Annotated in this window: 12 protein-coding genes and 1 pseudogene; 3 read left to right on the top strand and 10 right to left on the bottom strand. The window is 68.5% G+C overall.

Annotation, left to right across the window (positions count from 1 at the left end; all coding sequences use genetic code 11):
• Positions 1-356 (bottom strand): ATP-binding protein (locus AOJ26_RS32685; protein ID WP_053851985.1); only part of this gene is annotated, 356 nt, incomplete at its 3' end.
• Between the two features lie 197 nt (positions 357-553).
• Between AOJ26_RS32685 and AOJ26_RS32680 the strand changes: the two genes are divergently transcribed.
• Genes AOJ26_RS32680 through AOJ26_RS32670 form a run of 3 tightly spaced genes read left to right on the top strand, consistent with a single transcriptional unit; the run spans position 554 to position 2,327 of the window.
• Entirely contained in the window at positions 554-1,405 is an 852-nt protein-coding gene (locus tag AOJ26_RS32680) for a helix-turn-helix domain-containing protein (protein WP_053851984.1), read from the top strand.
• 8 nt (positions 1,406-1,413) lie between these two features.
• On the top strand, positions 1,414-1,614 hold the full coding sequence (locus AOJ26_RS32675; protein WP_053851987.1) for a DUF397 domain-containing protein: 201 nt from the start codon (positions 1,414-1,416) through the stop codon (positions 1,612-1,614).
• A gap of 53 nt (positions 1,615-1,667) precedes the next feature.
• On the top strand, positions 1,668-2,327 hold the full coding sequence (locus AOJ26_RS32670; RefSeq protein ID WP_053851986.1) for a class I SAM-dependent methyltransferase: 660 nt from the start codon (positions 1,668-1,670) through the stop codon (positions 2,325-2,327).
• A gap of 558 nt (positions 2,328-2,885) precedes the next feature.
• Here AOJ26_RS32670 and AOJ26_RS32665 read toward each other — a convergent pair.
• From AOJ26_RS32665 to AOJ26_RS32625, 9 genes and pseudogenes are all read right to left on the bottom strand, one after another.
• Positions 2,886-3,269: an SMI1/KNR4 family protein gene (locus tag AOJ26_RS32665; RefSeq protein ID WP_078960123.1), complete on the bottom strand. Its 384-nt coding sequence runs from the start codon at positions 3,267-3,269 to the stop codon at positions 2,886-2,888.
• Positions 3,266-3,682: a contact-dependent growth inhibition system immunity protein gene (locus AOJ26_RS32660; RefSeq protein WP_053851982.1), complete on the bottom strand. Its 417-nt coding sequence runs from the start codon at positions 3,680-3,682 to the stop codon at positions 3,266-3,268. Before AOJ26_RS32660 ends, AOJ26_RS32665 begins: the two co-directional genes overlap by 4 nt.
• 14 nt (positions 3,683-3,696) lie before the next feature.
• Complete coding sequence (locus tag AOJ26_RS32655; protein ID WP_078960122.1) at positions 3,697-8,397, bottom strand: putative T7SS-secreted protein; 4,701 nt, start codon at positions 8,395-8,397, stop codon at positions 3,697-3,699.
• Positions 8,397-8,987, bottom strand: coding sequence for a hypothetical protein (locus AOJ26_RS32650; protein ID WP_053851981.1), 591 nt, complete (start codon positions 8,985-8,987; stop codon positions 8,397-8,399). The genes AOJ26_RS32655 and AOJ26_RS32650 overlap by 1 nt, the downstream gene beginning before the upstream one ends.
• Complete coding sequence (locus AOJ26_RS32645; protein WP_053851980.1) at positions 8,984-9,325, bottom strand: SseB family protein; 342 nt, start codon at positions 9,323-9,325, stop codon at positions 8,984-8,986. The genes AOJ26_RS32650 and AOJ26_RS32645 overlap by 4 nt, the downstream gene beginning before the upstream one ends.
• Positions 9,326-9,412: 87 nt before the next feature.
• Positions 9,413-10,486 carry a hypothetical protein gene (locus AOJ26_RS32640; RefSeq protein WP_053851979.1) on the bottom strand — a complete coding sequence of 358 codons (1,074 nt, stop codon included), beginning with the start codon at positions 10,484-10,486 and terminating at the stop codon, positions 9,413-9,415.
• A gap of 104 nt (positions 10,487-10,590) precedes the next feature.
• Positions 10,591-11,529, bottom strand: a complete 939-nt coding sequence (locus tag AOJ26_RS32635) for an N-acetylneuraminate synthase family protein (RefSeq protein WP_053851978.1) — start codon at positions 11,527-11,529, stop codon at positions 10,591-10,593.
• 15 nt (positions 11,530-11,544) lie between these two features.
• Positions 11,545-12,783: an N-acylneuraminate cytidylyltransferase gene (locus tag AOJ26_RS32630; protein ID WP_053851977.1), complete on the bottom strand. Its 1,239-nt coding sequence runs from the start codon at positions 12,781-12,783 to the stop codon at positions 11,545-11,547.
• Between the two features lie 23 nt (positions 12,784-12,806).
• Positions 12,807-12,996, bottom strand: a pseudogene (locus AOJ26_RS32625) (hypothetical protein); the annotation flags it as partial.

Here is a 12,996-nt window from a genome sequence, read left to right as displayed (position 1 = left end):
CCCCGGGCCAACGGCTGCCACCCCCACAGATCCGCACAGGCCTGGACCATCGCGAGCCCCCTCCCGCCCTCCTCCATCAACCCGAACTCCCCGGGCGGCTCGGGAGGTCGAGGATCCGCATCCCAGGCCCCGATCCGCAACACCCCGGCCACCCACAGCACCCGCAACGCAGCCGGCCCTTTCGTATGCCGTACGGCATTGGAGACCAACTCCGCGGCGAGAAGCTCCGCGGTGTCCGTCAGACGGATCAGACCGTGCATCGTGAGGATGAGCCGGAGGGTACGGCGAGCGACGGTGACGGCTCGGGGGTCGTTGGGGATGTACAGGGTGTACTCCCAGGGGTCCCTTTCAGGCATGCGTCATCTCCAGTTCAGGGGGTGGAGGTTTCGGGCGGTGGCATCGCCGCACCGTCAGGGCGTGACGACGCGGTGCACTTCCGCAGAGTGTGCGTTGCATCACTGACGGTAGGGATTAACGTTTAGGTTACGCAAGCCGATCCCGTAATCTGACTCCGAACGAGCCGTGCCGTCAGGCGCGTTGGAAGGAGCATGCGATGGCGCTGAGGCGCAACCCGACCGCACGTCAGTTGCGCCTGGCTGTCGAGCTGCGCAGGCTGCGCGAAGCGGCAGGGCTGACAAACCGCCAGGCCGCCGACCTACTCGGAGTGAGTACCGCGCAGATCAGCCAAATCGAGTCCGGCGTGGCCGGCGTGAGCGAGAAGCGCCTGCGTCGGATCGCGGCCAACTACACGTGCGCCGATACCGAGTTGATGGATGCCCTGGTGGCCATGGCCATCGACCGCACCCAGGGCTGGTGGGAGGCATACCGAGGGTCCCTCCCCGCCGCCTACCTGGACTTGGCCGAACTGGATCACCACGCCACGTTCCGCCACGACGTGGCCGTCATCCACGTGCCAGGGCTCTTCCAGACCGAGGACTACGCCCGCGCCCTCTTCGCCTACATGAACCCGGAATTCCCTCCGAGTGAGGTGGAGTTGCGGGTCGAGCATCGGATGAAGCGGAAGGTCGTGGTGGAAGGCCCCGCTCCGATGCCGTACGAGACCGTGATCCACGAGGCGGCGCTGCGCATCAACGTGGCCGGACGCACCCCGATGCGGACCCAGTTGACCCGCATCCTGGAGATGTCCGAGGCCGAGCACGTCACCGTTCGGGTCATCCCCTTCGCCGTGGACGACTTCGCGGGCGCTGGAAGCGCTCTGGTGCACCTGGGCGGGGCGGTTCCCCGCCTGGACACAGTGGTCCGAGATGCCCCGCACGGAACGGCGTTCCTGGACTCCGAGGCCCAACTGAAGCACTTTCGAAGGCTCTTCCGTAGGGTGAAGGAGGGGTCGCTGCCTCCAGAACCGTCGCGTGACCTCATCCACCAACTGGCCAAGGAACTGTGAGGACCACCATGACCGCCCCCGCTCAGTGGAAGAAGTCGTCCTTCTCCGGCGGAGGCGAGGGCAACGACTGCGTGGAGATAGCCGAACTGCGCTCCCACATAGCCGTCCGCGACTCCAAGGCCCCCACCAGGGCCACCCTCACCTTCCCGGCCGATACCTTCACGGCCTTCCTCGAAGCCCTTAAGTCCCCACACCCCACCCCCCGATGACCGTCAGGGAAACTCCACCCGCCACCCTGTGACGCCCTACTAGGGTGCAGCCCGTGAACGCCGAGACCCCCGACTTCATACGGGCCACCCGCACCGCGTACGACACGATCGCCGAGCCCTACACCGAGCAGTTCTCCGACTGGGCCGGTATCCCCACGCTGGACAGAGCCCAGATCACCGGCTTCGCGGAGTTGGTGAAGGAGCAGGGGAAGGGCCCGGTGGCCGATGTCGGCAGCGGCCCGGGACACGTGACCGCGGCGCTCCACGCACTCGGTGTCTCGGTCTTCGGCGTGGACGTCTCCCCGAAGATGGTGGAACTGGCCCGCCGAGCTCACCCGCACCTCCGCTTCCACGTGGGCTCGATGACATCGCTGGACCTGCCGTCGGAGACGCTCGGCGGCATCACAGCCCTCTACTCGATCATCCACGTCCCCGACGACCGCCTCCCGCAGGCCTTCGCCGAGTTCCACCGAGTCCTCGCCCCCGGCGCCCACGCCCTGATCGGCTTCCAGTACGAGCCGGGCGGCGCCCACATGCACCTCGACGAACGCTTCGGCCACAAGATCTCCCTGGACTACTGGCTCCGCGCACCGGAGGCGGTGACAGAGCCGCTGACCGAGGCGGGCCTGGAGGTGATCCTCCGCGTGCTCAGAGAGCCCCTCGACGAGGAGAAGCTGTCCCGGGCCTACCTGGTGGCGAGGAAACCGTCGTAGGACAGCTCCGACCGCGACGGAAAGGCAGTCTCGGGGAAAGTAAGATTCAATCTACGTAAGAATGGATCTACCTTGAGCGTCGCCTTGCGGCCGACGGAGCCTGCAGCTGCTCGTCACGAGTCTCCGGGGTGAAGGCGTCGCGGCGAGCGAGGGTGACCGATAGAGGCAGGCCGAGCCGCTCCGCTGCACGGCGCCGGACGCGCACCTGAGCCCGTGTGCGAGGCCGGAAGGAGGGGAGCCTCCAGCAGCCGCAGCCAGGGCGGTGATCGTAGGTCAGCCCTTCCGCGAGCACGGTCGCGACCACAGACCATGCCTTGCTGTCACGTCGCCTCGGCGCGGCGAAATCGTAGCCCGCGAAGACGAGTTGTTCACGACAGACTGGACAGACGCGCTTCCTGATCGGCCATGCACTGCCCTTGAAGGAGAGTCGGCACGCGATGCACACGTAGTGCCGAGAGGCGCCGTTGAACGCGTGGTAGCACATGGTCAGACAGGCTACGCATTGTCACCACTCGAGCCAACCAGATTCCTGGAACATCTCACTCGATCAGAAACGTGTCAGCGATACCAATCTTCACCCCCGCTCCCCAAGGCGCTCCGCAAGAAGCTTTGCAGGGAGGGGGAAATCCAGTTCCTGCTGTCCGTTTCGTGATCCCAGACGAACACGTCATCCCGCTCAGGCGTCCGGACGAAAGCGAACTGATCTCCGCCGCCGTTGTCACCAAAGAAGAGGAACGGATCGAACGGCATATAGAGACTCCGGAGCTGGCCATTGCTGCGGAGCGAGGGTGTTCTCGGCGAGATCCTCTCGGCCGTCCAGACAACCTCCACCCCGTACTCGGCATTGATTCCGTCCGTCTCCGCCAGGAGGGATCGAAGCGACGAAGGAAGGGGCTGCGCCAGTCGCTCTGGAACCTCTCGAAACCCGAGGGAATGATTCAGAGGTCCTCAGGAAGCGACGCCAGAAACGCCTCGACCTCGCGCTTCTCGTAGGTCGACAGGTTGGTCAACAAGGTTACAACTCCTTTTAGTTCGCGCGCGATCTCTGGATGATCTCTCCACACTTCCGGACTTCTCGTGACCAGCGCATAAAGCAGGTCTCCGTCGATAAATCCACCACCAGGCTGTTCAGTCGCTTCGTCCCGGAGGATCTCCACCGCCAGAGGAAGCAACCACGGCAAGCCAATGTCCTGGCCGATCAAGCGTGCCAGTTCATCGGGTTCCAGCATTCCGATGGGTCGGCGGCGACACTCGTGAACGGTTCTGACCAGTGATGTCGCGTCAGGAGGCGGTTCTCCCCAGCGTTCGCCGTCCAGTTGTTCCAGGGACTTACTACGATCAGCAGATGGGGGCATCGCCAGATCCTCCGTTACGGGTGGCCTATGGAGTGCAGGAAGCCGTTCAGTCTGTCCAGCTCTTCAATGGCTTCCTTGCGTTTCTTGAGCAGGACTTCAATACCACGTTCAGTTATGCCTGGGGGCGGCTTCTCCAGCTCTCGTTCAAGAGCCAACCTCACATTGTCCAGGCCATTGCGGGCACCCTTCAAATCCGCAATATGATCGAACGGCGTGCCGTCCGGCTTGCGCGCCACGACCTCACCTTGCGCCTCACGCCTGGCCGCACTGTAATGATTGTGATTGGGTTGCGAGTTTATCTCCCCGATCGGATCCTTCTTGATGTTTTCAAGCTTCCTGATCGCCTTCATGGCGTCTTCCCGCAGACCCAGGTCTCGATAGGGCGAGAGACCGAGGGAATCGGTCCAGACATGAGGGTTGTGGACGTACGCGAGAGGGTTGTCCGCGGGGGCCAGACCGAGCGGATCAGGGGTGACGTAACGGGCGGTTTCAGGGTCGTAGTGACGGAAGTAGTTGTAATGCAGGGCGGTTTCGGGGTCGTAGTACTGCCCGGGAAAGCGTAGAGGGATGTACGCGCTACTGCCGGTGGGCCAGGCTGTCTTGCCCCACAAGGTCGAGCGCTTGCGCCATGTGATGTCACCGCGTTCGTCCACCAGTTCCAGCGGAGTTCCGACGAGGTCGGTGACGATGGCGAAGAACCGGGAGTCGATCTCCTGCTGCGGCGCGTCGACCGCGTTGATGCGTTCGGTCTGAGCGATCGGATGCAACCCCTGGTGGTCCCAGGTCAACGTGACAGGGTTGGGCAGGGACGCCGAGGTGGTGGTCTGCTCGCACAGAGTCGTGCCGTCCCAGACGAAGTCGACTCGCTCGATGACTGTCGTGCCGTCGCTTGCGAGGCGCAACTTCGCGGTGCGGCGCCCCAGGGGGTCGTAGGTGTATCGCCAGCGGCTGCCATCCGGTGTGGTGACCGACGTCAGGCGGTTTTCCGCGTCCCATTCGTAATGCCAGGTGTCCGGCCTGCGGGACAAGCGGACCTTCTGGCGGAGGCTCATCCGGCCGGCTGCGTCGTATTCGTACCGGACGTTGCCCGCGCGAGTGATGCGGGTGCCGGTGTAGGCGCGCTGACCCGTTGCCCCCTGTCCCGGGTGAGTGGACGGCCAGGCAGCCTGCGTCTGGTTGCCCATCTCGTCGTAGGCGTACGTTTCTGTCCAGTTCGCCGCGTGGACTGTGGTGACCCTGCCCACCGCGTCGAGCTCGAAGCGCTGGGCACCGTTCAGGTGGTCGTCGACAGCCGTCAGGTTGCCATCCGCTCGGTAGGTGTAGGAGCGGTGCTGAAGGCGGCGACCGGTCGGGGCGATGACGTCCTGTTCCGTCAGGCGCCCCAGGGGATCGAAAGTGTGAGTCAGGGTCAGGGACTCGGCCACGCTGCGGGACAGTTCACGGCCTGCCTCGTCGTGCGTGAAGGAAAGGGGGCGACCCGACACCACCATGGCACTGGGGTTGCCGGCAGCATCGTAGGCCCACGTGGTCGTGGCACCGGCCGGGGTGGTCCGACTGATGCAACGGCCCAACGCGTCGTACCGGTAGGTGAGGGAGCGGCCATTCACCGTTTCGACCAGCGCACGCCCCATGGTGTCCCTCTGCACAGTCACCACCGCGTCCGGTCCCGTGGCCCGGATGAGGGCACCTGACAAGTCGTACTCGAAAGTGGTGATCGCTCCTGCCGCTTCCTTGCGGATCACCTTGCCCAGCAGGTCACGCTCAAGACAAACAGTCTCGCCCGACACGGTGGTTGTGACCATGAGTTGGCCGATCGAGTCGTATCCATAGGTCAGCGTCCGGTCGTCGAAGTCGGTCTCCGTCGTCAGGCGGCCCACTGAGTCGTACTCGTAATTCCACGTGAGCCCCTGCGGGTTGCTCACTCTGGTCAGGCGAAGTTCCGTGTCGTGCTCGAAGGTGTGGCGGGTACCGTCCGGGCCGGTGCGGGCGGACAGCAAGTCGAAGTGGGTGTATTCGTAGCGGGAGACCGCGCCGAGTGCATTGGTGTGACTGGTGCAATTGCCCTCGCCGTCATACGTCCACGATTCGCTTGTGCCGTCCGCGGCCGTACGTCGAGTCAGGCGGCCCTCCACAGTCCACTCCAGCCGAGTCACCGCTCCGGTCGGATCCGTGATCTTCACCGGGCGGCCGAAGGCGTCACGTTCGTAGCGTGTCGTCGCGCCCAAGGGATCGGTGACCTCCAGAGGCAGACCCTCGGCATTGCAGCGGACCCGTGTGACCTCCCCCAGAGCATTGGCGACGGATTCGAGGTGGCCACGGTCGTCGTAGGCGAAGTGGGTGGTGGCCCCGGACGCGTCCGTCACGGCAGTGCAGTTGCCGCGCTCATCGAACTGCTGGGTGACATGTGTGCCGTCAGCACCTGCCACCGTGACGGGCAGGCCCTGGTCGGAGTAGGCGATGCTGGTGTAGTGACCGTCGGGACGGATGGCCAGAACCGTGCGGCCCGCCTCGTCGTAGGTGTAACTGCGCTTGCGGCCCTGCGGATCGGTGACGGTCAGCGGTCGGTTGGCCTGGTCGTAAGTGGTGTACGTCGTAGCGCCGTCCGGAGCTGTCACCGCTGCCACTTGCAGGTCTTTGTTGATCTCGTATCGCGTGCCGTGTCCCAGGGAGTTGACTGCTGTGACGATCCGGTGGCCGGTCGTCGGGTCCGGGGCGCCGTAGGTGTACGTGTAGCTCAGGTGGCCCGCCTCGCCGCCCTGCGCGACACAGCGGTCCTCGTCGTCGTAGGCGTAGTGGTACGAGGAGTGGTTGGTGTCCGTCCAGGCGGTGATGCGGCCGAGGGCGTCGTTGGTGAAGCGGGTCGGCAGGCCGGAGGACTTCGTGACCGTCGACAGGTGGCCCTCGGTGTCGTAGCCGAAGCGGACCAGCTCGATGTCCGCGCCCGAGGCCAGGCGCAGGGCCGTGATCCGGTCCCCGGACCGCTCGATGCGCAGGTCGTAGCCGGCCGAGTGGACGATCCCCGTCGGGGCGCCCTCGTCGTCGTACTCGAAGGTCAGCCACTGGCTGCCCGAGCGGTCGATGATCTGGGAGAGCAGGGCGATGCCGTTGCCGTCGCCGCCCGGTCCCGCGAAGTCCCATACCTGTCCGGTGGCCTGGTCGGTGACCGTGTAGTCGCCGTACTCGTCGACCGTCAGAGGGTGGCCCTCGCCCGCGAGCGGCAACACCGGCACACCAGGAGCCGGGTGCGGATACGCCAGCAGCGAGCCGTCCTCGCGGACGAAGACGACTCCCTCGGCGTCGATCTCCAGGCGCTGGTCCACCGTCGACGTCCAGCAGGGGCCGAACCAGCGGCCCGCCCGGTACGACGACTCGAACTGTCGGGAGAAGACGAGTGGCAGCCTCGCGGGCAGGGCCACGTCCGTCTGCGGCAGGGACATGCGCCCGGTGGCCATGTCAATGGGATCACCGCCCAAGGTCTTGCACCACAGTTGGCGGGCGACGTCGCGCAGTCCCTTGCCGACGCTTCTGCGTGCGGCGCTCGTTGCGGCGTCCTTGGCGACCCCACGCAGGGCATCCCGCGCAGCCGCACGCCCCAATCCCCCCGCGCCCTTCCCGCCGATCAGGTTCGACGCCAGGTAGCCCGCCGCGTCCCCGGGGTCGCTCGACCACCCCGTCCCCAGGATCGACATCGGCAGGCGCTCGGGGTGGGCCGCCGTGCCCACCAGCCCTGCCAGCAGCATCGAGGAGTTCTTCGACCACTCGCCGGGGTGGGTGAGGTTGTAGGGGTCCAGCGGGTTCACCGTGCGGGCCAGCTTCAGGACGTCCGTGCCGCCCCGCACCAAACCGCCCAGGACATGGACCGAGTTCAGCTGCGTGCCCACGAACAGGTCCGCTGCGTCCGCGCCCATGCGGTCGGTGAACTCCGGCTTCGGTGGGGCGGATTGCAGGGCGGCGGCCACCTTGCGGCGGGCCTCGTCGGCGGCGTCCGTGCGCTGGCTGCGGGCCTGCGCGAGGATCTCCTGCGCCTCCTCCCGGCCCGCCGTGCCCGGGTCGACCCAATCGCCGGGGCGGGTCGGCTTCACTCCCGGGTCCTGGCCCGCCGACGCCTTGGCGTTGTACTGCTCCGCAGCTCGCGTGTACGCCTTCGCCTCGGCGTCGTACGCCTCCTGCGCCTTGCGGCTGGTCTCCTGCGCCTGGCGGTACCTCTCGATCGCCGCTCGCGCCCGCTCCTGCGCCCAGCTCACCGTCTCCGCGTACGACTCCAGCGCGCCCGCCGCCGCCGTACACGCGTCCGCCGCCGTCAGCCACTGCTTGGGCTGGACGTCGAACTTCGCGCGGAACGCGTCCGCCGCCCGGCCGCGCCACTCGCCCGGGTCGAGGGAGCGCATGCCCTGGCCGACGTTCTCGAAGGCTGCCGCGAACTTCCGCAGGTGACCTGCCCGTTCGCGCAGGGCGCCCGCGCTGCCGTGGATCAGCTCTCTCGGGTCCTCGGTCTCGCCCAGGGCGCGTTCCGCGACCGTGCCGCCCAGCCGGTTGTCGACGCTCTCGCCGAAGTCGCGGACCTTCTCGGCCGCCCCGTCCGCGCCGACTTGCGACAGCAGGCCGGCCGCCTTGTCCGTGCCCCAGCCGACCGCCTCGCCGACGCCCTTGTTCAGGCCCTCGGCCGCGCTCTCCAGACCGTCGCCGAAGTCGTCGACCAGGTCACCGAAGCCCATCAGCCCTCACCCTCGGCGGAGTCGGGCGGTCCGCCCCACTGCCAGTCCGTGCGCGGATCGAGGAACGCGTCCGGTGTCACCGTCGAGGTTGACACGTCCTCCGCCGCCTGCGACCAGGCCGCCTTCACCTCGTCCTGGCCGGACGTGAAGGACTCCGCGCTGTAGTCCGCGTGCGCCACCTGGGACAGGGGGTTGTCCTTCAGCGTCTCCGACCAGGAGCGTGCCTTCACCTCGTCCGGGGAGAGGTACGGGTTGCCCGTACCCGCCGTCCACACCGTCTTCAGGGTGTCGGAGACGTACTGCTCCTGCTCGTGGTAGATCCCCGCCGACAGGCCCAGCCGGCCGGCGAACTCGTTCGCGTCCTGCATCAGGGAGCGCACGCCCCAGCCCCAGCGGTCGCAGAAGTCCCCGAAGACCTGCTGGAGGCCGTCGTCGCCGACCTCCAGACCCGTCATCGAGAGGTCGCCGAAGCCACGGCCCAGGTTCGCCTCGATGTCGAAGCCGAACTCCTTCAGCTCCGCCATGGCCTGGTTGATGCCTCGGGTGATCCGTTCCATCGCCTCCGGATCGACCTGGTAGCCGTCGCTCACGCTGCCGATTCCCCCGTGTCGACTGCCACCCTGTCCGGCACGATCCCCGTCACCGGCGGCAGGACGAATCCCGCCTCACTGCCCGCGTCCACCGCGACACCGGTCGGCCCGTCGACCCTCGGGACCACCTGGTCCAGCAGACGCGCGCCGTACACCGGCACCCATGCGGGTACGTCCTCGCCTTTCGCCTCGGCGAACCGTTCCAGCGCGGTGACGTCCGTGAACGCAAACAGCCAGCGGATGCCGCCCGCCTCCGCCGACAGCAGCGCGCCGTCGACCACCGGCACGAGGAGCTCCCTGCGTCGGAACTCCCCCACGACCTCCCGCGGTTCGTCCACTCCAGCCACCCCGTCGCATCTCTCATCGAAGATCGCACAAGCGAACGACGATGCTAGACGATCCGGCTGAGAGCCGCCCTCGGTGTTTCAGACAACCGGTGCGACCGACACCGCCGACAGCCGGTGCACATCCTTCGCCGAACCCGTGACGCCCGACAGGAAGCCCTGCGCCCGGGGGGACGCCGTCTCCGTCAGCCAGTCCGGGTCGATGTCGCAGACCGCCACGCGGACCTCCGTGCCGGCGAGCGCGAGGGGGAGCGTGTGGACGACCGTCGAGGGGAAGCTCAGGATCGTGCGGCCGATCGGGCCGCGGCGGGCGATCAGCTCCAGCGGGAGGTCCGGGCGGACGATCTCCAGGCCCGTCTCCACGGCCAGCCGGTGGAGCTTCTCCGTCGCCTCGCGGCGGTGGGCGAAGTAGCGGGTGGCGCCGTGGGACTTGGCCAGGCGGGTCACGGCCTCCAGGTAGCGGTCGGCGTCCACCACGCCCGTCTCGACCAGGGACGTGCCGACCATGTCCGCGCCCTTCGTGATGCGCGGCGGGCCGAAGCGTGCCCGGGTCCAGGCGAAGGAGTTCACCGAGACCGCAACGCCCGCCGGCGTCTCCTCCATCGGCATCGACGAGAAGATCCCGACTCCCCGGCCCTCCCCCGGTGTCAGGCGCTTGCGGGCCGCCGCCGAGACCGGGGCGAAGGCGAGGTCGCGGGGGCTGGGGCGGCCGCCCTTGCGGTGCCAGCGCACGAGGCGTTCACCGCGGGCCAGTTGCGACACGAACTCCATCGTCGCCGTGCCGTCGTCGACCACGACCAGGTCGGGGGCCCTGGTGATGGTCAGCAGCAGTTGTACGTAACGGGAGAACGGGTCGCCGAGGACGATCCGGTCCGCCCTGCGGAGCATGCCCGCGAGGCCGCCGATGGTCTGGAAGGGGGCCGCGGCGCCGCCCCTCGCCTCCTCCCAGCGGACCTCGTGGCCCTCCTCGCGGGCGAGTTCCGCCATCCGGCGCAGCTGGCCGCGGGTCATGGGGTCGGTCGGGGACAGCACGACGAGGGTGAGCTCCGCGCCGGGCGCGTGCGCGTGCGCCCACTCCAGCACGTTCAGGAGCTGGACCGGGCTCTCGACGAACGCGAGAGTGTGGGGGCCGGTGTTCCCGGCGCGGGGGCTCATCGACGTACGACCGTCCCGTCGTAGGGCGCTCATGAGGGGCGCGTAAGCGGAAGACGCGCCGGGTCCTCGGACGGGTGTCGTCCGAGGACCCGGTACCTGGTGACTCAGACCGAGACCGGCTCGCCCGCGGCCGCGGCGATCTCCGCCTCGGCGACGACGCCCGTGACGCGGCGCAGCTTCTTCATGGGGCCGAGCTCGGAGTCGTAGACCTTCTTGACGCCGTCGCCGAGGGAGGCCTCGATGGTGCGGATGTCGCGGACCAGGCGCTGGAGGCCCTGCGGCTCCACCGACGCGGCCTGGTCGGAGCCCCACATCGCGCGGTCCAGGGTGATGTGGCGCTCGACGAACACCGCGCCCAGCGCCACGGCGGCCAGCGTGGTCTGAAGGCCCGTCTCGTGGCCGGAGTAGCCGATCGGGACGTTCGGGTACTCCTCCTGGAGCGTGTTGATCACACGCAGGTTGAGCTCCTCGGCCTTCGCGGGGTACGTCGAAGTGGCGTGGCAGAGCAGGATGTTGTCACTGCCCAGGACCTCGACCGCGTGGCGGATCTGCTTCGGCGTCGACATGCCGGAGGAGAGGATGACCGTACGGCCGGTGGCGCGCAGGGCGCGGAGCAGCTCGTCGTCGGTCAGGGAGGCGGAGGCCACCTTGTGGGCGGGGACGTCGAACTTCTCCAGGAAGGCGACGGCCTCGGTGTCCCACGGGGAGGCGAACCAGGCGATCCCCTTCTCCTTGCAGTACTCGTCGATCTGGCGGTACTCGTCCTCGCCGAACTCCACGCGGTGGCGGTAGTCGATGTAGGTCATCCGGCCCCAGGGGGTGTCGCGCTCGATGTCCCACTGGTCGCGCGGGGTGCAGATCTCGGGGGTGCGCTTCTGGAACTTCACGGCGTCGCAGCCGGCCTCGGCGGCCACGTCGATGAGCTTGAAGGCGTTCTCCAGCTCGCCGTTGTGGTTGATGCCGATCTCGCCGCAGATGTAGACGGGCTGGCCGGGTCCTGCGACGCGCTCGGTGCCGAAGGTGCGCAGACGGGAGTTGCTCATGGCGGGGAGGTGTCCTTACTTGTCGAGGGAGTCGAGAGAGGGGCCGAGGATCCAGCTGGCGATCTCTCGGATCGCGCCGTCGCCACCGGGGACGGTGGTGACCGCACGGGCGGCGCCGCGTACCACGTCGTGGGCGCTCGCGACCGCCACGGGCCAGCCCACGAGGGCGAAGCACGGGAGGTCGTTGACGTCGTTGCCGACGTAGAGCACGCGCTCGGGCGCGATGCCCTGCTCCTCGCACCACTGCTTCAGCGCGAGGTCCTTCCGGTCGACGCCGTGCAGCACGGGGATCTGGAGCTTGCGTGCGCGGGCGGCGACGACCGGGTTCTGCTCCGTGGAGAGGATCAGCATCTTCAGGCCGCTCTTGCGCAGGGCGGCGATGCCGAGTCCGTCGCCGCGGTGCACGGAGACGAACTCCTTTCCGTCGGCGTCGATCAGCACCCGGTCGTCGGTCTGGGTGCCGTCGAAGTCCAGGACGACCGCGTCCACGTCCTCGAAGGAGGGCTGGGCGCCCGTGTCGAGCAGGGGGGCCAGCGCCCGTGCCCGGGCGAGGTCGTGGGGGTCGTCGATCTCCAGCACCCGCGCGGGGTCGGTCCGTACGAGTTCGGTACGGCCGAAGAAGCGGTGCTGGTGCTTGCGGAAGCCGGCCGCGTCCATCGCGTAGGCGGCGCCGGTCTCCAGGAGGTCCTGGGGGCGGTCCTGGCGGCGGGGGCGGTAGGACTTGTCGTGGTTGACGCCGTAGCCGCCGGTGGCCGCGGCGGCCTCCGTGACGGTGCCGGCGGCGGCCTCGTCGTCGGCGTCGCGCCAGACGAAGCCGTGGAAGGGGGCGACGGTCACGGCGGTGTCGGCGCCGTTCTCGACGATCGCGGCGGCGACCCCGTCGATGTCCTCGCGGACCACGAACGGGCTGGTGCACTGCACGAAGACGACCACGTCGGCGGCGGCGCCGTGCAGGGCCTCGTGGGCGTCCACCGCGTGCAGGACGGCGGCCTCCGAGGTGGCGGTGTCGCCGGCGATGGCGGCGGGCCGCAGCACGACCTCGGCGCCCGCCTCACGGGCGGCGGCGGCGATGGCCTGGTCGTCGGTGGAGACCACGACGTCCGTCACCAGCCGGGCAGCACGGCACTCGCGCACGGCCCGGGCGACCAGCGGCACACCCCCGACGGGGGCGAGGTTCTTCGCGGGCACGCCCTTGGAGCCGCCGCGCGCGGGGATCACCGCGAGCACCCGGCGCACGGTGTGCGGGTGGGACATGGGGTCTTCTCCTCGATACGTGGTCACAGCTCCCCCATCCGGCGGATCACGGGCGCCACGCGCTGCACGCCGTGCCGGTAGGCGCCCCGGGCCGCCCGGCGCACGATCTGCCGGACCGGGCCCGGCTCCCTGTCGTGGGCGGGGGCGCCGGGCAGCGGGGTGCCGTCGGGGCCGAGGTGGTGGCGGGCGAGGATGCCGGGCAGGTAGCCGGGG

Origin of the sequence: Streptomyces sp. NRRL B-24085, assembly GCF_001282115.1 — a bacterium.
Classification (GTDB): domain Bacteria; phylum Actinomycetota; class Actinomycetes; order Streptomycetales; family Streptomycetaceae; genus Streptomyces.
Note: the sequence above shows the minus strand (reverse complement) of the source record. Positions and strands in the feature narration are given on the sequence as shown.

What these genes read in the sequence shown, in the direction of transcription:
- AOJ26_RS32640 (WP_053851979.1), bottom strand. Translation starts at nt 10,486, where the DNA reads ATGAGCCCCCGCGCCGGGAACACCGGCCCCCACACTCTCGCGTTCGTC.
- AOJ26_RS32630 (WP_053851977.1), bottom strand. Translation starts at nt 12,783, where the DNA reads ATGTCCCACCCGCACACCGTGCGCCGGGTGCTCGCGGTGATCCCCGCG.
- AOJ26_RS32655 (WP_078960122.1), bottom strand. Translation starts at nt 8,397, where the DNA reads ATGGGCTTCGGTGACCTGGTCGACGACTTCGGCGACGGTCTGGAGAGC.
- AOJ26_RS32635 (WP_053851978.1), bottom strand. Translation starts at nt 11,529, where the DNA reads ATGAGCAACTCCCGTCTGCGCACCTTCGGCACCGAGCGCGTCGCAGGA.
- AOJ26_RS32680 (WP_053851984.1), top strand. Translation starts at nt 554, where the DNA reads ATGGCGCTGAGGCGCAACCCGACCGCACGTCAGTTGCGCCTGGCTGTC.
- AOJ26_RS32675 (WP_053851987.1), top strand. Translation starts at nt 1,414, where the DNA reads ATGACCGCCCCCGCTCAGTGGAAGAAGTCGTCCTTCTCCGGCGGAGGC.
- AOJ26_RS32660 (WP_053851982.1), bottom strand. Translation starts at nt 3,682, where the DNA reads ATGCCCCCATCTGCTGATCGTAGTAAGTCCCTGGAACAACTGGACGGC.